The organism is Sedimentibacter sp. zth1 (genome assembly GCF_017352195.1).
Taxonomy (GTDB): domain Bacteria; phylum Bacillota; class Clostridia; order Tissierellales; family Sedimentibacteraceae; genus UBA1535.
Window position 1 is genome coordinate 1,086,307 of record NZ_CP071445.1, and the last position, 24,536, is coordinate 1,110,842.

The 24,536-nt window shown below is 28.2% G+C and carries 20 protein-coding genes; 2 read left to right on the top strand and 18 right to left on the bottom strand.

The window, feature by feature from the left end; all coding sequences use genetic code 11:
- Positions 1–6: 6 nt before the first annotated feature.
- The 6 genes from JYG23_RS05400 to JYG23_RS05425 form a co-directional block, all read right to left on the bottom strand.
- Positions 7–1,143, bottom strand: a complete 1,137-nt coding sequence (locus tag JYG23_RS05400; protein ID WP_207237527.1) for an HlyD family efflux transporter periplasmic adaptor subunit — start codon at positions 1,141–1,143, stop codon at positions 7–9.
- Positions 1,144–1,327: 184 nt separating this feature from the next.
- Entirely contained in the window at positions 1,328–2,749 is a 1,422-nt protein-coding gene (gene spoIVA, locus JYG23_RS05405; RefSeq protein ID WP_242631636.1) for a stage IV sporulation protein A, read from the bottom strand.
- A 171-nt stretch (positions 2,750–2,920) separates the two neighbouring features.
- Positions 2,921–3,910, bottom strand: coding sequence for an NAD(P)H-dependent glycerol-3-phosphate dehydrogenase (locus JYG23_RS05410; protein ID WP_207237528.1), 990 nt, complete (start codon positions 3,908–3,910; stop codon positions 2,921–2,923).
- 67 nt (positions 3,911–3,977) lie between these two features.
- The gene (gene plsY, locus JYG23_RS05415; RefSeq protein ID WP_242631637.1) at positions 3,978–4,559 is read right to left on the bottom strand and encodes a glycerol-3-phosphate 1-O-acyltransferase PlsY; all 582 of its coding nucleotides are present in this window, start codon (positions 4,557–4,559) and stop codon (positions 3,978–3,980) included.
- A 2-nt stretch (positions 4,560–4,561) separates the two neighbouring features.
- Complete coding sequence (gene der, locus JYG23_RS05420) at positions 4,562–5,878, bottom strand: ribosome biogenesis GTPase Der (protein WP_207237529.1); 1,317 nt, start codon at positions 5,876–5,878, stop codon at positions 4,562–4,564.
- Positions 5,847–7,196 carry a DUF512 domain-containing protein gene (locus JYG23_RS05425; protein WP_207237530.1) on the bottom strand — a complete coding sequence of 450 codons (1,350 nt, stop codon included), beginning with the start codon at positions 7,194–7,196 and terminating at the stop codon, positions 5,847–5,849. Before JYG23_RS05425 ends, der begins: the two co-directional genes overlap by 32 nt.
- Before the next feature lie 144 nt (positions 7,197–7,340).
- Between JYG23_RS05425 and JYG23_RS05430 the strand changes: the two genes are divergently transcribed.
- Positions 7,341–9,035, top strand: a complete 1,695-nt coding sequence (locus JYG23_RS05430) for a M3 family oligoendopeptidase (RefSeq protein ID WP_207237531.1) — start codon at positions 7,341–7,343, stop codon at positions 9,033–9,035.
- A 50-nt stretch (positions 9,036–9,085) separates the two neighbouring features.
- On the opposite strand, the gene JYG23_RS05435 is transcribed toward JYG23_RS05430, so the two are convergent.
- Positions 9,086–10,351, bottom strand: coding sequence for an MFS transporter (locus JYG23_RS05435; RefSeq protein WP_207237532.1), 1,266 nt, complete (start codon positions 10,349–10,351; stop codon positions 9,086–9,088).
- Positions 10,352–10,526: 175 nt separating this feature from the next.
- Between JYG23_RS05435 and JYG23_RS05440 the strand changes: the two genes are divergently transcribed.
- The gene (locus JYG23_RS05440) at positions 10,527–11,069 is read left to right on the top strand and encodes a DUF4364 family protein (RefSeq protein ID WP_207237533.1); all 543 of its coding nucleotides are present in this window, start codon (positions 10,527–10,529) and stop codon (positions 11,067–11,069) included.
- On the opposite strand, the gene JYG23_RS05445 is transcribed toward JYG23_RS05440, so the two are convergent.
- The 11 genes from JYG23_RS05445 to clpX all read right to left on the bottom strand — a co-directional run bounded on the left by JYG23_RS05445 (position 11,066) and on the right by clpX (position 24,533).
- Positions 11,066–11,959 carry a YncE family protein gene (locus JYG23_RS05445; protein WP_207237534.1) on the bottom strand — a complete coding sequence of 298 codons (894 nt, stop codon included), beginning with the start codon at positions 11,957–11,959 and terminating at the stop codon, positions 11,066–11,068. The genes JYG23_RS05440 and JYG23_RS05445 overlap by 4 nt on opposite strands.
- Positions 11,960–12,054: 95 nt before the next feature.
- Complete coding sequence (locus JYG23_RS05450) at positions 12,055–13,113, bottom strand: LysM peptidoglycan-binding domain-containing protein (RefSeq protein WP_207237535.1); 1,059 nt, start codon at positions 13,111–13,113, stop codon at positions 12,055–12,057.
- A 95-nt stretch (positions 13,114–13,208) separates the two neighbouring features.
- Positions 13,209–13,661 carry a ribonuclease HI gene (rnhA, locus tag JYG23_RS05455; RefSeq protein WP_207237536.1) on the bottom strand — a complete coding sequence of 151 codons (453 nt, stop codon included), beginning with the start codon at positions 13,659–13,661 and terminating at the stop codon, positions 13,209–13,211.
- A gap of 53 nt (positions 13,662–13,714) precedes the next feature.
- Positions 13,715–13,891, bottom strand: coding sequence for a hypothetical protein (locus tag JYG23_RS05460; protein WP_242631638.1), 177 nt, complete (start codon positions 13,889–13,891; stop codon positions 13,715–13,717).
- 107 nt (positions 13,892–13,998) lie between these two features.
- A complete protein-coding gene (gene thiI, locus JYG23_RS05465) occupies positions 13,999–15,159 on the bottom strand; it encodes a tRNA uracil 4-sulfurtransferase ThiI (protein WP_207237538.1) in 1,161 nt (386 codons plus the stop codon).
- A gap of 19 nt (positions 15,160–15,178) precedes the next feature.
- Positions 15,179–16,333 carry a cysteine desulfurase family protein gene (locus JYG23_RS05470; RefSeq protein ID WP_207237539.1) on the bottom strand — a complete coding sequence of 385 codons (1,155 nt, stop codon included), beginning with the start codon at positions 16,331–16,333 and terminating at the stop codon, positions 15,179–15,181.
- A gap of 245 nt (positions 16,334–16,578) precedes the next feature.
- Positions 16,579–19,719 (bottom strand): aminotransferase class IV, encoded by a 3,141-nt coding sequence (locus JYG23_RS05475; RefSeq protein ID WP_207237540.1) that lies wholly within the window; start codon positions 19,717–19,719, stop codon positions 16,579–16,581.
- 79 nt (positions 19,720–19,798) lie between these two features.
- A complete protein-coding gene (locus JYG23_RS05480) occupies positions 19,799–20,182 on the bottom strand; it encodes an ATP-binding protein (RefSeq protein WP_207237541.1) in 384 nt (127 codons plus the stop codon).
- Between the two features lie 63 nt (positions 20,183–20,245).
- Complete coding sequence (gene yihA, locus JYG23_RS05485) at positions 20,246–20,836, bottom strand: ribosome biogenesis GTP-binding protein YihA/YsxC (RefSeq protein ID WP_207237542.1); 591 nt, start codon at positions 20,834–20,836, stop codon at positions 20,246–20,248.
- A 38-nt stretch (positions 20,837–20,874) separates the two neighbouring features.
- The gene (lon, locus tag JYG23_RS05490; RefSeq protein WP_242631639.1) at positions 20,875–23,196 is read right to left on the bottom strand and encodes an endopeptidase La; all 2,322 of its coding nucleotides are present in this window, start codon (positions 23,194–23,196) and stop codon (positions 20,875–20,877) included.
- Positions 23,197–23,273: 77 nt separating this feature from the next.
- Positions 23,274–24,533, bottom strand: coding sequence for an ATP-dependent Clp protease ATP-binding subunit ClpX (clpX, locus tag JYG23_RS05495; protein WP_207237544.1), 1,260 nt, complete (start codon positions 24,531–24,533; stop codon positions 23,274–23,276).
- Between the last annotated feature and the right edge of the window lie 3 nt (positions 24,534–24,536).

A 24,536-nucleotide genomic window follows, 5' to 3' on the forward strand; every position in this document is an offset into this window, starting at 1 on the left:
CATCTCCTAATCAACGATTTCTCCTTCATATACCTTATCAACATCTAATACTACTTTATCAAATGTTTTTACAGTATTATAATAGGTATCTTCGATTTTTATTATGCCTCTTTTGCCATTAGAAATAATTTTCCCCTGTGAAACAATATAGTATTTATCGTCAGAACTTAATATTTCAACTGGTAAAAATTTAATTATGTTACTTATGTCCTTAATATATACACCAGTTAGTCCATCTCTTTCAACTACAGCTTCCTTTTGTATTATTATACCTTCATGCACATTAGTAATTAAATCTATATCTACAATTCTTTTATTGTAGATTTCGTAAAAAAAATCATTAAAGCTAATTACTAAAACAGAATTTTCACCATCAGTATTTATATTATTTATCCATCCGTAAATTTTTTCATTATCATTATTAAATCTTACGCTAGCATATGAGTTTTCCTTAAACAGCTTTGCTTCTTCATTGCTAACAACGCATACAACATAATAATAAAAATTATTAATTACCTTTACTAAATTATCACCACTATTAATATTTCTAATATGAAATGTATTCATTTCATCTGTAGTTAAATTTAATAATCTTTCAGGCATTATATCATCAACACTATTAAACTTCATAATATCCTCTAGCCCATCAAAGCAGTATGTGACAAAACCAGATTTTGGTGAATAAAAAGGAATTTTATTAGAATCTTTAGCTTTAACCAATTGAGCTCTTAAATTATTCAACTCAGTTTGGTTGTATGTAGAATATTTACTACCACTTCCACTGCCAATAGTAATTACTGATTTACCTCTATTTGCGATATTCTTAATCTCTTCATCAATTAACTTTATTTCATCATCAATCTGTTGTGAACTGTTAGCCGTTATAATGTCTGCAATATATAATCCTTTATATACTTTATCACCTTCATTATAATAATACTTTGATTCTCCAGAACATTTAGCTTTTAAAACTACCTCATCTTTTATAATAACACCTGAAGTTTTAATTACATCTTCTAATTTCCCTTGTTCTACTACTTTAATATCTATTATACTATTATACTTTTGAAATGCATATAATAGCAAGAAAACTATAGAAAATATTATAATACTATTTCTAAAAAATTTTTTCTTCCTTGACATTTTAAACACCACAAGTTTATTTTTTATTTGATTATATCATATTTATGGACAATTATGCAACATTTATATTATATGATTTTTACATATATGATGTAATATTAACTTAAATTTAGATTAATCAAATATTATATAAAAAAATACAGAAATATGCATGTATTATGCATATTTCTGTATTTTTTTCTTATTAAATGATAATAAATATTATGCTTCCACTTCCGTCGTTCACTATTTTTTCAATAGTTCTTTTGATTTTCCTTCTTGCATTTTCAGGCATAGCAGTCAGTTTTCCCTCTAACTGTTCCTCAACAAGGTCATACAATGTTTTACCAAATATTTCAGCTTTCCATATATTGTTAGGATTATCACTTGAACTATCACAAATATAGTTTATGAAATCCTCGCTCTGGTTTTTGCTTCCAATTATAGGAGATATCTCACTAGACAAATTAGCATTAATGATATGAAGCGAAGGTGCATTTGCTTTTATTTTTATACCATACCTGCCTCCTTCTTTGAACAATTGTGGCTTCTCAATAATCATATCATCAATATTAGGTGTTACATATCCATATCCTTTAGTTCTTGCTTCATTTAAAGCATCAGCAACTCTTTCATACTCTTTTTTAGACTTAGATAGCTCTTCAATCAATTTTAATATTTGATGCTCACCTTCAATTTCACATCCAGTAATATCACTTATAACCTTATAATACTGAGCATTGTCAACATCAATCTTAACATTAATACTTCCGTCTCCTAGCTCAATATCTTTAACAAAATATTCCTGAATAAAATCGTTGCCAGATGAAAAAATACTGTCCGCATCAAAATCACTAATTTTATAACAATTTTCTAAATCGTCTTTCAAAGAATTTATAAAGCTATTCTTCAAAGGATGTTCAATACTTAAACCATCAAACCATCTTGGTAAATCAATATTTATCTCTCTTATAGGAAATTCATACAAAACCTTGTTGATTAAATTATCAACATCACTTGTTTGCAAATTCAAGCAATCAATTACTTGCACTGGCGCATTGTACTTTTCCTTTAGCTGTTTAGCTAATTCTACAGTATTTTCATTATGTGGATTAGTTGAGTTTAAAATAATTACAAATGGCTTATCAATTTCTTTAAGTTCTTTAACTACTCTTTCTTCTGCCATTATATAATTATCTCTGTTTATTTCTGTTATACTTCCATCTGTTGTAACTAATATTCCAATTGTCGAATGTTCATTAATTACCTTTTTTGTTCCTATTTCTGCAGCTTCTGTAAATGGGATTTGTTGATCACTCCATGGAGTACTTACAAACCTAGGTTGCTCATTTTCAATGTGTCCTAATGCTCCAGGAATCATATAGCCTACGCAGTCAATTAATCTCAAATATGTATTTACGTTATCATTTAACGCAACCCTAACTGCACTACTTGGAACAAATTTGGGTTCAGTTGTTGTAATAGTCTTACCTGTACCACTTTGAGGCATTTCATCTCTAGCTCTTTCACGAACATATTCATCCTCAATGTTTGGTATCATCATTATCTCTGAAAATTTTCTTATAAAAGTTGATTTTCCTGTTCTTACCGGGCCGACAACACCCATATAAATTTCACCTTTGGTTCTCTTAGCAATATCTTGATATATATCTATATTTGTAATAGTAACCCCCCCTAAAATAATATACAATTAACTATATGCGTAGGATTTAATTTTATGACGTATTATCTTATTCGTATTTACCTTTCTATTACATTTTATTGCTACTATCAAAATTTATTCATCTTTTTTATCTCTTAGCATTAATTTTATAACTGTTTTCTTTACATCTTCATTACATTCAAGTATCGAATGCATAGCTTCTACTATAGGCATACTAATACTGTTTTGCTTAGCTAATTCATAAGCTGCATATGTTGTAGTTATACCTTCTACAACCATTCCTACCTTTTTTATGGCTTCACTCTTTGTATAGCCTTGCCCTATCAAATATCCTGCATTTCTATTTCTACTATGCTTACTAGTACATGTAGCAATTAAATCTCCTATACCTGATAAACCACCAAATGTTGCTATATCAGCTCCTAGACTTTCTCCTAACCTAGTTATTTCTACAATACCTCTTGTCATAAGTGCAGCTTTTGCATTGTCACCATACCCAACACCATCTGAAATACCTGCACCTAATGCTATTATATTTTTAAGTGCTCCACCTAATTCAACGCCACGAACATCTTTGTTAGTATATACTCTTAAATAAGTAGTCATAAATAAATCTTGTACAATCTTTGCAACCTCTAAATCATCGCAAGCAACTGTAATTGCAGTAGGCAACATCAATACAACCTCCTCAGCATGAGATGGTCCTGATAAAGCACAGTATTTTATATCTTTACACTCACTAGCCATAATTTCTGAAATTAAACAATGTGTATTCAGTTCTATACCTTTAGCTGAGTTTATAACTATTTTATTTGCCATATACTCTTTTGGTATTTTTTTTAATACTTCTCTAATCTTTTGAGTAGGTATAGCGTTCAAAATTATTTCACTATTTTTTATGACATCATCCAAATCATTTGAAAAATACAAATCATTAGGCAAAATTACATTAGGAAGATATTTCTTATTTATTTTAGTCTTTCTAACGTCCTCACATTGAGCCTTATCTCTTAACCAGACTTTAACTTCATGTCCATTTTCACACAATACTTTTGCAAGTGCTGTTCCCCAGCTACCTCCACCTACCACACCAATTTTTTTCATAATATTATCCTTTCTACATATTAAAATAAATCAGTTTACAAAGTATATGCAAACTGATTATTGTTAATTATAATTTTCTTTCTTCTTTTTTTATCAGTCTCTTAATATTACCCCTATGTTTAAATAAACACATTAGAGTGTATGTAATAACAAATAAAAATAATTTAACATCAAATGGTCTAACAAATAATAAAACAGCCAATGGTGTAAGAATTACGCCAATCAACGAACCCAAAGACACTATTCTTGTAAAGTAAGCAATTGAAATACCTATAATGAAACATATCAAAGTTATAAACGGCAAAGCAACAAACATTGTACCAATAGTTGTTGCTACACCTTTTCCACCTTTAAATTTCATAAATACAGGCCAGTTATGCCCTACTATTACCATAATAGAAGCAATATAAAGTCCATCGACGCCCGCAACACTTTTCCCAATAAGTGCTGCACATACTCCTTTTAACATATCACCTATAAAAGTTAATATACCAAACTTCGCTCCAAATGCTCTAATAGCATTTGTTGCACCAGCATTTCCGCTTCCATAATCTCTTACATCCTTTTTAAAGAATATTTTACCTATTATTAGCGAAAAAGATATATTTCCCAATAAATATGCTAATAGAGATACAAGAAATAATTTCAAAGTTATTCACCTCTATTTTTAAAATCTATTACTATAGGATTACCATTGTAAACAAAATTTTCTCTAATTTTATTTTCTATATATCTAACATAACTAAAGTGTACAATTGAGCTATCATTACAAAATACAACAAATCTTGGTGGTGCTACACTAACTTGAGTCGCATAAAGTATTTTAAGCCTTTTACCTTTAACTGTACGCGGTTGATTCATAAGAACAGCTTCAGTTATTATATCGTTTAAAACACCTGTAGTAACTCTAAGATTTCTATAATTCATTACTTCTTCTATTGTTTCCATAACCTTATTTGTTCTTTGTCCTGTAAGTGCAGATATAGTCAATATTGGAGCATAGCTTAAGTAAGCCAATTTATTTCTAACCTCTTCAATATATTTTTTGAATGACTTAACTTCCTTGTCAATCAAATCCCACTTATTTACAACTATTATCATTCCTTTACCATTTTCATGTGCATAACCAGCTATTCTTGCATCTTGCTCTGTTACACCATCAACAGCATCAATCATCAATAGACAAACATCCGCTCTTTCAACGGAAGTATAAGATCTAACAACACTATACTTCTCAATATTTTCAGATATTTTACTTTTTTTTCTAATACCTGCAGTATCTATCAATGTATATTTTTTGCCATTCTTTTCAAATTCCGTATCAATAGCATCTCTAGTAGTTCCAGGAACGTTACTAACAATAACTCTATCTGAACCAACTAGTCTATTTATAAGTGAAGACTTTCCTGCATTAGGCTTTCCTATAACAGCTATTTTTGTTACATTTTCTTCTTCTGCAGTATCACTATCATCGCTAAATTTAGATATAACTATATCTAATAAATCTCCTAGTCCAAGTGCTTCAGCACTTGAAATTGCAATTGGATCACCTAAGCCTAAATTATAAAACTCATACATATTTTCTTCATCAACAAATTTATCTATTTTATTACAAATCAAAATTATTTCTTTATTTGATTTTCTTAACATTTGTGCTACTTCTTTGTCAGAAGCCGTAAGACCTTCCTTACCATCAACCATAAACAATATTACATCTGCCATGTCTATTGCTATTTCAGCTTGCTTACGCATCTGTACAAATATCGTATCTGTTGTATTTGGTTCTATACCGCCTGTATCTATCAAAGTAAAATAATTATCTAGCCATTCACATTCGGCATAAATTCTATCTCTTGTTACACCTGGCGTATCTTCAGTTATAGCTATTCTTTTTCCAGCTAATCTGTTAAAAAGTGTAGACTTTCCAACATTTGGTCTACCTACTATTGTTACTATTGGTCTTCCCATCATTTTCCTCCTTGTCATGCTTTATTAGTAAATCAACAAATTTGTTGCCATTTACATCACAAATATATACATTAACATTTAATTTATTTTCTAAATCCTTGATTTCCACATCATCAAGAAAGATATCTCCTTCATGTTCAACCATTACTCTAGGAATGATTAAATTTTTACATTTTTTTCCTTTGAGTTGATTGATTATATCTTTACCAGTAACAAGTCCTGCTACTGTGATATACTGTCCAAAACATTCATTATTTATTTTTTCAACACTTATATTAATTCCTGTTTTTTTAGATATTCTTTGACTTAAGTCGCACATTAAGCCGTATGCAGCTACTCCAGTAACAATTGTAAATTCATTAGTACCTTTTGACATGTATTTAGAATGTCTTAAACTGCTTTCAATTTCTTTTTCAAACAATCTATAAATCCCTATACCGTTCTCTATCTGATCAAATTCTTCATAATTTTCATATCGTGGGAAATCACCTTCACCAAGCACATAAAATTCGTCTGCAATAAATACAAACCTAGTACCAACCTGTTTATAAAGTTTATTTTGCAAAGTCTCAATTTGATCAATTAGCTCCAATGAACTACTCTTTTCAAATCTTTCAAGTTTATATAACTTATCCCTGTAATTTGTTAATCCAACAGGAACAACTGCAGCACTTCTGACGTTTGGATAAAGTGTAACTAAATCATTTATTGTTTTGTTTAATACTTCTTTGTCATTGATGCCCTTGCATAAAACTATTTGACAGTCAACTGTAATTCCACCATCTGTCAATTTTTTAAGATATATCATTACATCTTTACTTTTATTGTTACCTAGCATTTCATTTCTCAAAGAAAGATCAGTAGCGTGTACTGAAACTTTTATTGGGCTTATTTTATATTTTATAATTCTATTTATTTCTTCATCCGATAGGTTTGTTAATGTAATAAAATTACCATATAAAAAAGATAACCTTGTATCATCATCCTTTACATACAATGTTTTTCTCATACCTCTTGGCATTTGGTCTACAAAACAAAATATACAATGATTTGAACATACTTTAATATTATCCATCAATGGATTTTGAAATATTATGCCTAAATCTTCATCATAATCCTTTTCTATTTCAAGCTCCCAAATTTCATCGTTTGGTTTTTTTATTTCTAAAACAATTTCGTCATCTGAAATTTGATACTTATAATCTATATAGTCCTTTATTTTTTCACCGTTAACGCTAAGCAATTCATCTCCTGCTTCTATTTCAAGCTCTTCGGCAATGCTGTTTTTTAATACTTTTACTATTTTATTTATTATCATATTATTCTCCGACACTTTATCTAGTAGATTATACCACACAGATGTTCATATCTCAATTATTATTTTAATTTGATTTTACTATTTATATTATTTGTGATATTATTTGTATATATACATATACTTATTTATAAATTGGAGGTTGAAATGAAGTTTAATGAGTACAAATATCAAAGACCAAATATTGATGAAGTAAAATCTAACTTTGAAATCTTAATTAAAGAATTTAATGCTGCTAGTTCTGCTCAACAACAAGAAAATTTAATTGAAAAAATAATTAAGATACAAAACGATGTAGAAACAATGTTTTCCATTGCTATGGTAAGACATTCTATAAATGTTGCTGATGAATTCTACGACAAAGAAAATGATTATATTGATGAAGCCAACCCAGTATTTCAAGGAATTACTGTAGAATACTATAAAGCATTAATAAATTCAAAATTCAGATCAAAACTTGAAAACAAATTTGGTAAACAGCTATTTACGCTTGCTGAAATGAATATAAAAACATTTTCTGATGAAGTTTTACCTGATTTACAAGAAGAGAACAAGCTTTCTAGTCAATATGACAAGCTAATTGCTTCTGCAAAATTAAATTTCAAAGGTGAAATAAGGAACTTATCACAAATGGGTCCATTTATGCAAAGCAAAGATAGACAAATTAGAAAAGAAGCGAATGCTAAATATTATTCATTCTTTTCAGAAAATGAAGCTAAATTTGATGAAATATACGATAAGTTAGTAAAAGTAAGAACAACTATTGCTAAAAAATTAGGCTTTAAAAATTTTGTAGAACTTGGATATTTAAGAATGGATCGTTCAGAATATGGTCCTAAAGATGTTAAATGCTATAGAGACCAAGTTAAGAAATATGTAGTACCTGTAACAGAAGAATTGAAAAGAAGACAAGCCAACAGACTAGGTATTAAAGACTTTAAATTCTACGATGCTCCAATATCATCGAATAAAGGTAATGCAATGCCTAAAGGTGATAAAGACTGGATGGTTGATAAAGCTAAGAAAATGTATTGTGAGCTTTCACCAGAAACTAATGAATTCTTTAAATTTATGACTGATAGTGAACTTTTAGACTTGGAGACTAAGAAAAACAAGCAATCTGGTGGTTATTGTACAGGTTTTCCTAATTTTAAAGCACCTTTTATATTTTCAAATTTTAATGGGACTTCAGCAGATGTTAATGTTTTGACTCATGAAGCAGGTCATGCTTTTCAGGCATATGAAAGTAGAGATATCGAAATACCTGAATATGGTTCACCTACATTAGAAGCATGTGAAATTCATTCTATGAGTATGGAATTTATCACTTGGCCATGGATGAACCTATTTTTTGAAGAACAAGCTGATAAATATAAATTTGAACATTTAGCAGATAGCTTAGTATTTATTCCTTATGGAGTTACAGTTGATGAATTCCAACATTTTGTATATGAAAATCCTGAGGCAACTCCTACTGAAAGAAAAGCTAAGTGGAGAGAAATCGAAAAAGCTTATCTTCCAAGCTTAGATTATGACAACAATGATTTTCTTGAAAGAGGTGGAAGATGGTTTAAACAAGGTCATATATTCCAAGTTCCTTTCTATTATATAGATTATACTCTTGCTCAGGTTTGTGCATTTCAATATTGGATTAAATTTAATGAAAACAGAGAAACAGCATGGCAAGATTATTTAAGACTTTGCAAAGCCGGTGGAAGTAAACCTTTTCTACAGTTACTTAATGTAGGAAATTTAGAAAGTCCTTTTAAAAATGGAACATTAGAAAAAATTGTACCACATATCAAACAGTGGTTGGATAGTGTAGATGATTCAATAATATAATAAAAAATTAAGCCATATATTTTAGCAATAATATATGGCTTTTATATTAATTAAATAATTTCTTTAATCTCACTAGATGTATTTTCTGATGGTGATTCACCACTTTCAATTAATATTTGCTGTAATTGCTTATTTTTAACTAAAAAAAGCAGTGGTATAATAGTAATTAAAAATCCTATAGATGCTAACATTGATATTGAAAATATCTCAGCTAAAATGCCATACATAACTGTTGAAAGTGCCATTCCACCCATACTACTTGCAGTTAAAAATCCCAAAATTGCTGCTCTTTTATCATTTGGAATTAATAGCATAAAACTTGCATTTAGTAACATGTTTGCTAATGTGTTTAAGAAAATACCAATTAGAAAAATCACTGCTAAAGCTATAAAACTATGCAATGTAAATCCAATTGCAAATAGAATAGATGATATAATAAATCCCAAATATAAGTATGTAGGTCTTTTTTTGCTTGGTATTTTATATATTGAAACAAATAATGCTCCAAGTAGTCCTCCAATAGATATAATTGACATTAATAACCCATACTGTTCTAATGAGAAACCTTTTTCAGTAGTAACAAGCAATATTAGTCCAAAAATACCTCCTGCAAAAAAATTGATAAATATTGCCAAACAAAATAGTGCATTAAGACCTTTAATTGATAGCATTGATTTAAATCCTATTTTCAAATCTTGTAGGATAATTTTAAAATTAATTTTAGTTCCTTGTTTCGGAGTTTTAGGAACACAAACAAAATATTCAGATAATGCACTTATTAAAAAAGATATACCATTGAATACAATAAGTTGACCTATACCTACATAAACTAGTAAATATCCACTTATTCCTTTACTAATTAAATCAACAACATTCAAAGCACTTGAAACAATTGAATTTGCTTGAACAAAATCTTTTCTTGGAACTATATCAACCAATATAGTAGTAGCTGCTGGTCTAAATAAAACATTTGATAAAGATATTATTACTGTCATAACAACTAAAAAACCTATATTAAGTCTATCATTTAAACACAAAATACCTAATATAATCATAATAACACCACGCAAAAAATCCATACCAACAACAACTATTTTTCTATTAATTCTATCTACTAAAGCTCCTGAAATTGGACTTAAAAACATTGTTACAAATAGCCCAATAGAAGTAAAAATACCCATCATTGACTCTGAACCCGTGCTATGATAAACAAAGTAACCTATAGCAATGCTATATAATATATCTCCAAACGCTGAAATAAAATTTCCTTGTAACATCAAAACAAAATTCTTATTCATTAATTTTTTTGGTTCCATTCATTCCTCCATTAAATTTAGTTGAGAATATTTTACATTGTATCACATTTTTCTATTTATGTAAATTAATATATTATAATTATAATTATGGGTATTTGGTTAGAAAAATTTCTCTTGTTTACATTTACATATGTTTGTTATAATATATAAGAAGTGAGATTTATGGAGGAATAAAATGGAACAAGGAAATAAATTAGCGTTATCTAAACTTAAGTTATTATATATATTTAATTACTTTAGCGTACCATTGACAAATACTGAAGTAACGAATTTTGTATTAGAAAATAATTTTATGGATTATTTTTTATTACAACAAATTTTTACAAATCTATATGAATCTAAATTTATTGAATTATACATTAAAAACGGACATGAGTATTATTATTTAACCGATGAAGGAATTAATGCAATAAATATGTTTGAAAATATTTTACCTAATTATTTTATAGAGGAAGTAAAAAGTAAATTTGATAAGGCACAAAAAAACCTGAAAAAGAAAAGTGAACTATTCGGTCACTACTATAAAAAAAGCGAATCTGAATATATAGTTTCTTTTCAAGTTCTTGAAAATCGTACTGCTATATTTAATTTAAGTATGAACGTTCCCACAGAGGATTTAGCAAAATCCATATGCCAAAAATGGAATTTAGACTCTGATAATATATTTAGGAACATATTAAAAATACTTACATCAGATTTACCAAAAGAAGATAATTAAACAATTTTTATATACAATGGTTGAAAATCAAAATATATAGTATTTATTTTTTCATAAGTTATCTTATCAATTAGTGTTACACTGCTTTTATTTGAATTTGCAATATATATATACTTATTATCAACAGATACATCTTCTAAGTACCCCTTTAGATGTATCTGTTTTATTATTTCCCCTGTATTTATATCAATAATGTATAAACGTCCTTTTTCTATTGATAAAACCATTAATCTATTATTATCCTTATCTATAATAAAATTATTAGTTATTTCCTCAATAAAGAATGTCTTATCTGTAACACCTGTCTCTAAGTTAATTATATTTATTTCAGATTGCATATTTTCATTAACTAAATATGATAATACATACAATCTATTTTCATCTATAATTAAATGCATAGGTTTACCATTTATATAGTAATATTTTTTATTATAGTTAGTAATATCGTACTCTAAGATACAGTTTTCCTCATAGCACGACACGTATATTTTATTATCATTATTTGAAATAATATCATGTGGTTTCATACAGACTTTTATTATTCCTGTTTGTGTACAACTATCAGCATCAACTATTGATACACTATCTGATTCGAAATTAGTGATATATATATTATCTAAATATTTGCATAAGTGTCTTGGATCCTTACCAGTACAACACTCACAATAACTATTTGTATACAAATTACATCTTATCATAACACTATTAAATGAATCTAGAATATACAATATATTATTTGATATTATACAACTATGAAGCATTATTGAGCTGCTTTTTAATATTTGAAATTTTTTATCTACTTTAATATTACCCTTATTATTAACTTTAATTTCTACTATGTTAATTACGTTATTTTCACTACCAATTATAATAAGATTTTTATTATTCATATATACACTCCTACTAGTATACCTATAACTATAAATCACACAAAGTATTCATCATTAATCCCTTGTGTGAATTATAGTTAAATATAAATCATTTACTACTTAACAGGTGTAACCTCAGCTGGCAAACATATCTTTAAACCTACTTCTGAAAAATCTGCGGGTGTTAAGTTAGGGTTATATGTTAACAAATCATCTGTAGAAACCTTTGCCTTTTCTGATATTATTATTAAATTGTCCCCTTCTTCAATTATATATGTTCTTTCTGATGGACAATCTTCGTATGCCATAAATGGTGGTATGCATAATTCCATACCAACTGTTATGTTATATGGATTTAAATTTTCATTTGTTGCTTTTAAATTTACTAATGAAATATTAAATTTTGTAAGTATTGTTGTTAAAGTATCTCCTTCTTCAACTGTGTATATCTTTCCATAAGTGCATTTTGATTCTGGTATAGGAATACAAATTACTTGCCCTGTTTGCAAATTATATGGATTTACATTTTTGTTAGCATTAAGCATTTCAAATAATGTTATATTATATTTTTTAGCTAAATTGTAAAATGTATCTCCATTTTTAATAGTATATTTCATATTTCCATTACAATTAATTTCTCCATTATTAGGTGATACAGGTTTTTGTACTGGAGGTACTATTGGTGTTTCTAGCTTTTGAACAGGAGGTGCTATTGGTGTTGTTGGCTTATCTGAATCAGGGCTCATTTTTGTTGGTGATATGACTGGTTTTTTAGGTACATTAAAATATGGATATTTTGTTTTTTGTGGTTTAATTGATTTTTTAAGCATACAATCCTCTGGGTACATTGGTTTTGCTGGCATTATTGGTTTCTTAGGCATACAATCCTCTGGATATATAGGCTTTGTTGGCATTATTGGTTTTTCTGGCATACAATCCTCTGGATACATAGGCTTTGTTGGTGCTATTTCCTTTTCAGGTACAGGTTTTTCCGTAGGAACGCACATTGCTCCCCCTGGTTTTAATAGCTTCGTATTTAATTCTGGATTTAACTCTAGTAAAACTTCAATAGATGTTTTGTTTTTTGAAGCAATTCTAAATAAAGTATCTCCAGGTTTGACTATATAAGTAATAGCGTTTTTAGGACATCTTCTAATTGTTTTATTGTTGCTCATATTTAAACTATCACCTCTAATTAAATTTATTATTTATTCTATTCATAATATACTAAAGGGTGATAAAATAAAAAACAACTTAGTTTCCTAAATTGTTATTTTACTTCATCAGCACCTCTTCTTGCAAGTTCATCAGCCATTTCATTATAAGTGTCACCAGCATGACCTTTTACCTTAATTATATTAAAAATTTTCAATGACTCTATCTGTAACAATAATTTTTCCCACAACTGTTTGTTTTCAACAGGTGTTTTTTTTGATGTTTTCCACCCGTTTTTTCTCCAATTTACATACCATTTATTGTTTATACAATTAACTATGTACGCAGAATCTGAATACACCTCAACTGGTATATCCTTTCTTTTAAGCATTTCCAATGCCTTTATTATAGCTGTTAGCTCCATCACATTATTTGTTGTATTTATTTCTCCTCCATAAACCTTTTTAACATTGTCTTTATAAATTAGTACAGCTCCATATCCGCCGAAGTTCTTTTCAGACTGATTATTAGAACAAGCACCATCTGAGTATATTATTATTTTATCCATTTCAACTCCTAAATAAATTGCTGCCTAAAATCGGCAGCAATTCTTTATTATTTTTAATTTTCGCAACATCCGCCAAAGAAATTTCCAAGTCCTCCACTGCAACAACAAAAAATAACTATAAGTACAATTATGATACCCCATCCTCCAAAGCCACCAGAGAATAGTCCTCCAAATGGTCCACAGCCTCCGCCGCATCCACCATTGTAGCAATTACTATTAATATCTGACATCATATCACCTCTTTATATTTCTTATATCAATATATGAATACGAAATATAATTGTGCTAGTACTGTTAAAGTTTTTTTGTTAGTCACATTTTATTAATTTTTATTGGTTTATTTTATTTCTACAGTTTTCATTACCGTATCCATTAAACTATCAATATCAAGATTTTTCTCTTCCTCTATTATTGCTTCTAATTTTGGTTTTGTTACAGGATGTTTAGGAGCAAATATTTGACAACAATCTTCATAAGGAAGAATTGAAGTTTCAAAAGTACCAATATGCTTTGATATTTCTACAATTTCTGTTTTATCCATACCAATGACCGGCTTAACAATTGGAACATCAACAGCATTTTCTATAACACACATTGACTCAATTGTCTGGCTAGCTACCTGTCCTAAACTTTCTCCAGTTATAAGTATACTAATATCATTTTGTCTTGCTATTTTTTCAGCAAATCTCATCATAAATCTTCTTGCCAATATTGTAGTATCTCTTTCATCACAATTTTCCTTTATTGCTTTATGAACTTCTACCATGTTAGCACTATGAAGTCTTATTTTACCGCAATATTGCTCTAATAATTCTGCTAATTTTTTCACCTTCTCATTTGCTCTTTCACTAGAGAAAGGATATGTGTGAAAATATAAAGCTTCAATTTTCACACCTCTTTTTGCCATCATATAAGCAGCTACCGGGCTATCTATACCACCCGATAAAAGCAATAAACCTTTACCATTAGTTCCAATAGGTAATCCACCAGCAGTTTTAATTCTTTCAGAATATATATAACATTCTGTTTTAATATCAACATATACAAATATATCTGGATTATGAACGTCTACAGTTACCTGACTAAAGTTATCAAGAATTACGCCACCTAATCTTCTGTTTATTTCTAATGATTTTAAAGGGAATTCCTTATCTGTTCTATTAGTTTGAATTTTAAAAGTCTTAATATTATTATTTTTCAAAAGATAATCAAAGAGTTTTACTATTTTTTCTTCTATACTATCAATATTCTTTTCAACCTTTATACAAGGACTTAATAATACAATACCAAAAACTTTTTTAACTTTCTCAACCATTGGATCAAAGTCCTCAGGGCTAGCTGGTTCTAAATATACCTTACCTTGGTCTTTATAAATTTTAACATTTTTAAACTCACTTACATTCTGTTTTATCCTATCTACAAGCATTTTTTCAAAATATCCTCTATTCTTTCCCTTAAGAGCTATTTCTCCCATACTTACAGCAATTAAATTGTACATATATAAATTCCTTTCAAAATTATTTCATTATTTTTCTAATATCTTCTACACTATCTTTAATTTTTTCAACTGCATAAACAACCTCATACAATGAATTAAAGTATCCAAAGCTAAATCTAATTGTTCCATCAATAAATTTATCACTTAAGCAAATTGCTTTTAATGTAGCACTTACTGTATTGTGATTAGTAGAACAAGCAGAACCTGTTGAAACAAATATATTGTAATTTTCTAAATAGTGTAGTAACACCTCAGCCTTAATACAATTAAAAGATACACTCAGTATATGTGGTGCACAGTTTTTATCCAAAGTACTATTTATTTTTATATCATCAATATTTTCTAAAAGTTTTTTAGCAAATTCATCTCTAATTTTTCTTATTTTATCATTAATACCATTGAAATCATCATATATTAGCTCGCAAGCCTTGCCAAATCCTACAATTGCAGGTGTGTTTTCTGTTCCTGGTCTAATATCCTTCTCTTGTCCTCCACCGAACATTAGAGCATCAATATTCGATTTTTCTTTAATATATAATCCTCCTACTCCCTTAGGTCCATGTATTTTATGGCTACTAAAAGACATAGAATCAATACCTAATTTTTTTACATCTATTCTTACTTTGCCGAAGGCTTGTATTGCATCCAAATGTATTTTTACATTTTTGTTTTTCGATTTTGCATATTTAACTATCTCATTTATTGGTTGAATGGTTCCAATTTCATTATTAACATATATTATAGAAATTAGTCCTGTATTTTCATCTATATTCTTTATTAATTCTTCTTTAGTTACAAAACCATATTCATCCGTCTTAAGAAACCTAACCTCAAAACCTTTTTTCTCATAATTTTTAAAAACATTGCTAATAGAAGCATGTTCAATACTTGTTGTTACAATATTGGTAGCCTTTTTTGTTAACTTTGATACAAAACCATTAATAGCAATATTGTTAGATTCCGTTCCCCCACTTGTAAAAAAGATTTCACTTTCATCTGCATTAATCAATCTAAAAACTGCTTTTCGAGCTACTACTAACTTTCTTTCAATATTTAACCCCATTCGATGTAAAGATGAGGGGTTACCATAATCTATATTATAAACATCCAATATTTCATGTAAAACTTCTTCTCTAACTTTTGTTGTTGCACTATTATCTAAATAGATTTCCATTTTATCCTCTCAAACGCCAGAATTTCACTAAATTTAATTATACACTATAACAAAGTTATTTACAAAATTATTTTTCCAAAATAATTTTTAATTATTATAAAAAAACTATTGCAAAGAGTGTCGAAATTTGCTAGAATGTACTTAGGTTATCCCCCCGATAACCTAATATATTCCCAATACCCCTTTTATGCATATTAATGCTTCACAAAAACGGCCCCGAGGTCGTTTTTGTGCTTTATAGAACTTTATAGTAAACTTTCATACTTTATCATCAATTTTTCAACTACCTTATTTTTACTTGAATTAAATATAATATCATCTATTGAATTTATTGGCAGTACATTATTTGATGTACCAGTTATAAAAACAGCATCAAAACTATTTAACTCTTGTACAGATATTTTTCTTTTAACTATACCAAAACCTAATTCTTTTGCAATTTCAATCACTTTATCCCTTGTAACCCCTAGCAATACATCTGAATCTATAGCTGTAATCAGGTTACTATCCTTAACAAAGAAAACATTTGATTTACTTCCCTCGCTTATTGTTTTATCCATATTAACAAGTATTGCTTCAAATGCCTTATCCTTTTTTAGCACCTCATCTATTTCTTCCCTATATGTTTTTGTATTTTTTTTAATATTTGGATTTTTTCTTTCTTTTACTATAGTTACTGTATGTATACCATCTTCATAGTAACTTTTGTCCGGATAAAAGCTTTTTATGAAATACATTAGCAAAATTTGCTTTTCATTAATATCAAAAGTCACCCTAATATTGCAATTTTCAAAATCATTGTTATTTATTAAAAGCTCAATATATTGTTTGAATTGTTCATATTCTATATTATAGGTTATATTTGAAAGCTTTATACTATTTATTAATCTACTAAAATGTTCCTTCAAAAATGTTGGTCTTCTATTAATAACTCTAATGACTTCATAAATCCTTGTTGAGTCGTTTTCTAATATTTCATATGTTTTCGACTTATCTATTATTCTACCATTTAAGACATTCTTCTCTGATACTATGTTTATCATTATATTTTCTCCTTCTTTCCAAAATTGTTTTAGTGTATTTATTAACTGGATATTATTATATATAACATTATATTCTCTCCAATGGTTTGGAAATAATGATGTGTATGTTCTACTTAATAGCCTAGAATCTATCAATAAGGTCATACCTAAATCATCTTCAGTTCTAATAACTCTACCTACTGATTGCAATACTTTATTAAATCCTGGAAATTTATATGCAAAATCATACCCGCTATCATATTTTTCATTAAAAAAACTTTTTATAATATTTCTTTCGAATGATATTTGTGGAATACCAGTTCCAATAACAATTGTTCCAATCAATTTATTTAATGGTAAATTTACTCCTTCAGAAAATACTCCTCCAACAACTGTAAACAATATAACGTTATTTTCATTATCAAATTTATTTAATATCTCATATTGTTCATTTTCCTTAAGTGTTGACATGTTAACAACTAACTCATCATTAAATATACTTTCATAAACTTCCAGTACTTTGCTTAGATAAGAATAAGATGGGAAAAAAACTATATAGTTGCCTTTTTTTATACTTACTACAGTATTAATATACTCACATATTTTTTTTATATTTAAATCTCTAATTGAATATTTCATAGACAAATTTCCTGTTATCATCAACTTCAGATTATTAATATCAAATGGTGAATTTAAGGATATTAGCTTATCTTCATCTTCATTTCCTCCAAGTATTTTTCTATAATACTTAAGAGGAGTCAATGTTGCTGAGAAAAAAATTGAAGAATAAGTATTCTTTAATATACTTCTTAAAATTTCAGATGTATTTATTAAAAATATTTTAATTTTGAATCCTTTTTCTTTACTAATATAGTAACAATAGTTTTCATCATAAAACTCAGATAATTTAATAAAAAACTTACACTTAAAATATAAATCCTCAAGTTTTTCATTATTATAACCTTCTTTATCGTTAACCCATTTTTCTAGCTTTGAAACAACCTTCCTACACGCTTTTAAAAAATCATCAGGTTCTGCATCTATAATCATATTTTTTTCTTCTGACATCAATTTTTTCAACTTAACAAACTCTGAATTAATATTTCTAATTGCTTTTTTTATATTTTTATCTATAAAATCTAAACCTTTAATTTCTTTGTAAATATCATAAATTTCTTCCTTAACTAACTCACAGCTATACATATTTCTTGTTCTATCTTCAAGATTATGTGCCTCATCTACCAATAAAATATCATTAGAATTATCTAAAAAATCCTCTCTTTGAAATGCAACTCTAGGGTCAAAGTAATAATTATAATCACAAATAACTATATCTGATACATAGCTCAATTCCAAATTTAATTCAAATGGACAAATAGTGTACTTTTTAGCCAATTGCTCTATATATTCTCGATTATATAAGTATTCAGTTTTCAAAGAATTTATTAGCACTTCGTTTATTTTGTTAAAATATCCCTTTGCATAAGGACAAACTTCTGCATCACATTTAAATGTATCATTACAACATATTTTTTCTTTTGCTGTTATTATAGTAGCTCTAACTTTAAGTCCATTTTGTTGTAATTTTTTTATGGTTTCTTCAGCTATTTGCTTAGTAGATGATTTAGATGTTAAATAATAAATTTTCGAATTACCAACTTTATTTAAAGCTTTAATTGCAGGAAAAAGTACTGATATAGTTTTTCCTATACCTGTAGGCGCTTGAACAAATAACTTCTTTTTATTTTTAATTGTTTGATATACAGCAATTAACAAATCTCTTTGACCTTCTCTATATTTTCCAAAAGGGAATACTATATTTTCAACTGATATTCTTTTATTTATAATGTGCTCTACGTTTAATTTAGCCCAATCAAGATATTTATCAATTAGATTATAGAAAAGACTTTCTAATTGTTTAAATGTGTAATCAGAAGATATAGTTTTAATTTCTTCTGTATCAATATTGCAATATCTTACTTGTACTGTAGCATTTGTAACATTCTCTAAATAGCAATAAAAATATGCATAACATAATGCCTGTGAAGAATGAGCTAGATTATAATCCTTATCTATTACAGATAAGTCTGTATATGTAGATTTTATTTCATCAATTGTTATCTTATCATCTTCGGCTATAATACCATCTGCTCTACCTTCAATTACAAAATCTATATTACAATACGTAAAACTATGAATAAGATAATATTCTTTATGATAATTCGAATCCATTTGAGACTGCAATAGTTTGTGTATTCTAGTACCTTCTAAAGCTCTATCCACACTTGGTTTATTTGTTGTTAAATCACCACTTTTATATACATATGCTACTAATTCTCTAACTGAAAGCTTTACATTTGCCATATTATTCTCTCCAAATAAAAAACACTATATCTTATAGTGTTTATTATATCAATATTATTTTATAAATCAATCAAATATTTTATTTTATATATTTTACGCAAAGGACAATATTATTGTCAATCACACATCTATCCATCAAACCATTAACTAATATTAAGCCTCTGCCATTTTCAGTAAAATTGGAATCATTTAAATTTTCTTCATAACAAAAGCCATCGCCTTCATCAGTAACACATACTTTTATAAATGTATCTTCTACTACAAGAACAATATCAATATTTTTGTTTATATCATATTTATTTCCATGCTGAATACTATTAATAATTAGTTCACTAAGTACTAGTCTAATATTAAATAGCTGTTCATCCTCTAAGTTGTTTTTGATACTTAACAATATTTCTTTAACAACTTCATTCACAATATTGATATCACTTTTAATACTTTTTCGTATTTTCTGATACACATCAACACTTCCTTTCAGTCTGTGTTTATATACCCAACTTTATTAAAAATAATCATATTTATATTAATTAGCAACTATTAAATTTTCGATTAAGTCCCAACATTTATCTACATTTAATTTTTGTGAAGCGGAAAATGTTATAATTAAATTTCTGTCTTCTATCTCTAAAGTCTTTTTGATTACTGAAATATATTTTTCTCTTTGACCTCTTGATATTTTATCAGCTTTTGTAGCAATAACATATCCAGTATATCCATATGATTTAATCCACTGATACATTTTAATATCATTAATACCTGGAGCATGCCTAATATCAACCAATAAAACAACTTCCTTCAATTGAAATCTATTATTTAAATACAATTCAATCATCTTGCCCCATTTTTCTTTTTCAGTTTTTGAAACTTTTGCATACCCATATCCAGGCAAATCCACTAAATTTAACGCATCATTTACATTATAAAAGTTAATTGTTTGCGTCTTGCCAGGTTGACCACTAGTTCTTGCTAAAGATTTTCTGTTAACTAATGCATTAATCATCGATGATTTTCCAACATTGGATTTACCTGCAAAAGCTATTTCATCAACAATTGTTTCAGGATATTGATCTACCCTAGCTGCTGTTATTAATAATTCACTTTTCTTTATTATCATATATATTCCTCTTTTTCTTTTAAATAACAAATAAATTGTTATTTTACAAATGCACTATCTATAACTTCATCTATAGTAGTAGCATACACTATATCTAATGTTTTTATTACTTTAGAATTTATTTTTTCTACATCAGGCTTATTTTTCATAGGAACAATAACTTTTTTAATACCAGCTCTTTTAGCTGCTAGTAATTTTTCTTTAAGTCCACCTATTGGAAGAACTCTCCCTCTTATTGTTATTTCACCTGTCATAGCCACATCCTTATAAATATATGTGTTTGTTAATGCAGATAAAATTGCTGTAGTTATAGTTATACCAGCTGATGGTCCATCTTTTGGAATTGCTCCTTCCGGAACATGTACATGTACGTCGTTTTCCTTTAAAACTTTGCTATCAATTCCGTACTTTTCAGCATTAGCCTTTATATAACTTAAACCTGCAATAGCAGATTCCTTCATAACATCTCCTAGTTGTCCTGTAAGTTGTAGTTTCCCCTCACCTTTCATAACATTAACTTCTACAAAAAGTGTTTCTCCACCAACGCTTGTCCACGCTAAACCTGTAACTAATCCTATTTGGTTTTCATCATATGCCTCATCAAATAAATATCTTGGTGCACCCAAATACGATGAAATATTTTTACTGTTAATTACAATTGGTTTTTTATGTTTTTCAAGTATTTGAACCGCTGATTTTCTAATAATTTTGCCAATATTTCTTTCAAGTCCTCTTACACCAGATTCTCTAGTATAGTGATTTATAATTTCCTTAATAACAACTTTTGAAATGCTTATATCATCAGTTGTAAGTCCATTATTCTTTAATTGCTTTTTGATTAAATACTTTTCTGCAATATTAAATTTTTCTTCGTCAGTATATCCAGAAATTTCAATAACTTCCATTCTATCTAATAAAGGACTAGGTATAGTACTAGTTGTATTTGCAGTTGTGATAAACATTACCTTAGATAAATCAAAAGAAACATCTAAATAATGGTCAGTAAATGTAGAATTTTGTTCTGGGTCTAAAGCTTCTAAAAGTGCTGAAGCAGGATCTCCTCTAAAATCACTAGCAAGTTTATCTATTTCATCTAATAAAAATACTGGATTATTAACTTTGCATTTAGAAATTGAATCTATAATTCTGCCAGGTATTGCTCCAACATATGTTCTTCTATGACCTCTAATTTCAGATTCATCCCTTACACCGCCTAAAGAAATTCTAACAAATTTCTTATCCATCGCCCTAGCGATAGATCCTGCTATAGATGTTTTTCCTACACCTGGAGGACCTACTAAACAAATTATTGAACCCTTTTGACTAGGATTTAGTTGTCTAACAGCTAAATGTTCTAATATTCTTTCTTTAACTTCTTCAAGTCCAAAATGATCCTTTTTAAGTATTTCTTTTGCTTTCTTTATATCTAAGTTATCCTTGCTTTTTTTATTCCATGGTAATTCTAGAACGAAATCAAGATAAGTTCTTATTACACCTGCATCTGGAGATGAAGCAGAAATTCTGTCTAACTTATTTATTTCTTTATTAATTTTTTCTTTTATATCTTTAGGTATTTTTAATTTTTTAATCTTAGTCCTATAATTATCCTCATCTTCATAATCATCATAACCTAATTCTTTCTGTATAGCCTTTATCTGTTCCTTTAAATAATATTCTCTTTGAAACTCACTAACTTGTTTTCTAACTCTTTCACTTATTTGATCTTCTATTTGTAGCACATTTGTCTCTTTAGCTAAAATAGCTGTTAGCTCTTCAAATCTTTCAAATGGATCAAATATCTGCAATAACCTTTGTTTATCCTCAGGTTTTAGACTAATAAAAGATGTTATTGTATCAGCTAATTTATTTGGATTCTTCATATTTCTAACTGATTCAACTGTTTCTGTTGAAATCTTTCTTTCAACTTCTGCATATAATTCAAATGTTTCTACACATACCCTTTTAGTTGCTTCTAATTCTTCATTAATTTGGTCATCATTAATATAACTATATTCGTCAATATTTGCTTCAAAATATGGCTCATCCTGAATTATATCAATAATTTTCCCTCTATTAATTCCTTCAGCTAAAACTCTAATGTTCTCTCCTGAAATTTTCAACATTTGCTTTATCTTACAAACAACACCAATATCGTAAAAGTCGTCCTTTGTGGGTGTATCTAATGTTGCTTCTTTTTGTACAGTTAAAAATACGTTTGAATCCTCTAACATAGCTTCTTCTAACGCATTTACAGACTTTTCTCGACCCACATCAAAATGAATTAACATGTTAGGGAATATACCTATACCCCTTATAGGTATCAGTGGAAGTTTTTTATTTTCTAAATTATAATTTTCCACACACTTCACCTCTTTCTAGTAAAATTTTAATCGTAATTATTATAGTGCAAAAAACTGCCTTAATAGACAGGCAGTTTTTATGATGCATTTTCTTTATTAAGTGATTTTTGTGAACTCTTCGAGTAAATCAATTCCGGTTCGCAATTTTTTTCTATCGTTTCTTTTGTTATTATGCATTTTTTAACATCATTTCTCGATGGAATTTCGTACATGACATCTAGCATAATACTTTCTAATATTCCTCTTAATCCACGAGCACCTGTATTTATTTCTAATGCTTTAGCAGCAATAAGCTCAAGAGCATCATCTTGAATTTCTAATTCAACATTATCAATTTTAAACAATTGCTTATATTGCTTTAACAAAGCATTTTTTGGTTCTGTTAAGATTTTAATTAATGCATCCTTATCTAATTTGTCTAAAGTTACAATAACAGGCATTCTACCAACAAACTCTGGTATTAAACCAAATTTAAGAAGGTCTGCTGGTTGTATACGAGATAATAACAATTCTGTATCTTTAATATTATTTTGAGATACATCAGAACCAAATCCCATTGTCTTTTTACCTATTCTTCTTTGAATAATCTTATCAATTCCATCAAATGCTCCACCTAATATAAATAATACATTAGTTGTATCAATTTGAATAAATTCTTGCTGTGGATGCTTTCTACCGCCTTGTGGTGGAACATTAGCAACAGTTCCTTCTAACATTTTGAGTAACGCTTGTTGAACACCTTCACCACTAACATCTCTAGTGATAGATGGATTTTCAGATTTTTTAGCTACCTTATCTATTTCATCAATATAAATTATTCCCTTTTCAGCCTTTTCAATATCATAATCAGCCGCCTGAATAAGTTTTAATAAAATATTTTCAACGTCTTCCCCTACATAACCAGCTTCGGTTAATGAAGTTGCATCGGCGATTGCAAAAGGTACATTTAACATTTTAGCTAAAGTTTGAGCTAAATATGTTTTACCACTTCCAGTAGGTCCCAATAGTAAAATATTACTTTTCTGAAGTTCAACATCATCATCTACTAATTTATTTATTCTTTTATAGTGATTGTATACTGAAACAGTTAAAGCTTTTTTGGCATTGTCTTGTTTGATAACATATTCATCTAATTTTTCCTTCATTTCTTTAGGCTTAGATAGTTCAACAAACTCTTGCTCTTGAAAACAATCAGCTTCATCATCAACTATTTCATTGCAAAGTTCTATACATTCATCACATATATAAACATTAGGACCCGCTACTAACCTTCTAACTTGTTCTTGAGTTTTACCACAAAACGAGCACTTTACTTGCTTATCAATATTTTTGCTCATTCA

Excerpts from the sequence above, each read along its gene's own strand:
- JYG23_RS05400 (WP_207237527.1), bottom strand. The coding sequence starts at position 1,143 with ATGTCAAGGAAGAAAAAATTTTTTAGAAATAGTATTATAATATTTTCT.
- spoIVA (WP_242631636.1), bottom strand. The coding sequence starts at position 2,749 with ATGGGTGTTGTCGGCCCGGTAAGAACAGGAAAATCAACTTTTATAAGA.
- JYG23_RS05410 (WP_207237528.1), bottom strand. The coding sequence starts at position 3,910 with ATGAAAAAAATTGGTGTGGTAGGTGGAGGTAGCTGGGGAACAGCACTT.
- der (WP_207237529.1), bottom strand. The coding sequence starts at position 5,878 with ATGGGAAGACCAATAGTAACAATAGTAGGTAGACCAAATGTTGGAAAG.
- JYG23_RS05425 (WP_207237530.1), bottom strand. The coding sequence starts at position 7,196 with ATGATAATAAATAAAATAGTAAAAGTATTAAAAAACAGCATTGCCGAA.
- JYG23_RS05430 (WP_207237531.1), top strand. The coding sequence starts at position 7,341 with ATGAAGTTTAATGAGTACAAATATCAAAGACCAAATATTGATGAAGTA.
- JYG23_RS05435 (WP_207237532.1), bottom strand. The coding sequence starts at position 10,351 with ATGGAACCAAAAAAATTAATGAATAAGAATTTTGTTTTGATGTTACAA.
- JYG23_RS05440 (WP_207237533.1), top strand. The coding sequence starts at position 10,527 with ATGGAACAAGGAAATAAATTAGCGTTATCTAAACTTAAGTTATTATAT.
- JYG23_RS05445 (WP_207237534.1), bottom strand. The coding sequence starts at position 11,959 with ATGAATAATAAAAATCTTATTATAATTGGTAGTGAAAATAACGTAATT.
- JYG23_RS05450 (WP_207237535.1), bottom strand. The coding sequence starts at position 13,113 with ATGAGCAACAATAAAACAATTAGAAGATGTCCTAAAAACGCTATTACT.
- rnhA (WP_207237536.1), bottom strand. The coding sequence starts at position 13,661 with ATGGATAAAATAATAATATACTCAGATGGTGCTTGTTCTAATAATCAG.
- JYG23_RS05460 (WP_242631638.1), bottom strand. The coding sequence starts at position 13,891 with ATGTCAGATATTAATAGTAATTGCTACAATGGTGGATGCGGCGGAGGC.
- thiI (WP_207237538.1), bottom strand. The coding sequence starts at position 15,159 with ATGTACAATTTAATTGCTGTAAGTATGGGAGAAATAGCTCTTAAGGGA.
- JYG23_RS05470 (WP_207237539.1), bottom strand. The coding sequence starts at position 16,333 with ATGGAAATCTATTTAGATAATAGTGCAACAACAAAAGTTAGAGAAGAA.
- JYG23_RS05475 (WP_207237540.1), bottom strand. The coding sequence starts at position 19,719 with ATGGCAAATGTAAAGCTTTCAGTTAGAGAATTAGTAGCATATGTATAT.
- yihA (WP_207237542.1), bottom strand. The coding sequence starts at position 20,836 with ATGATAATAAAGAAAAGTGAATTATTAATAACAGCAGCTAGGGTAGAT.
- clpX (WP_207237544.1), bottom strand. The coding sequence starts at position 24,533 with ATGAGCAAAAATATTGATAAGCAAGTAAAGTGCTCGTTTTGTGGTAAA.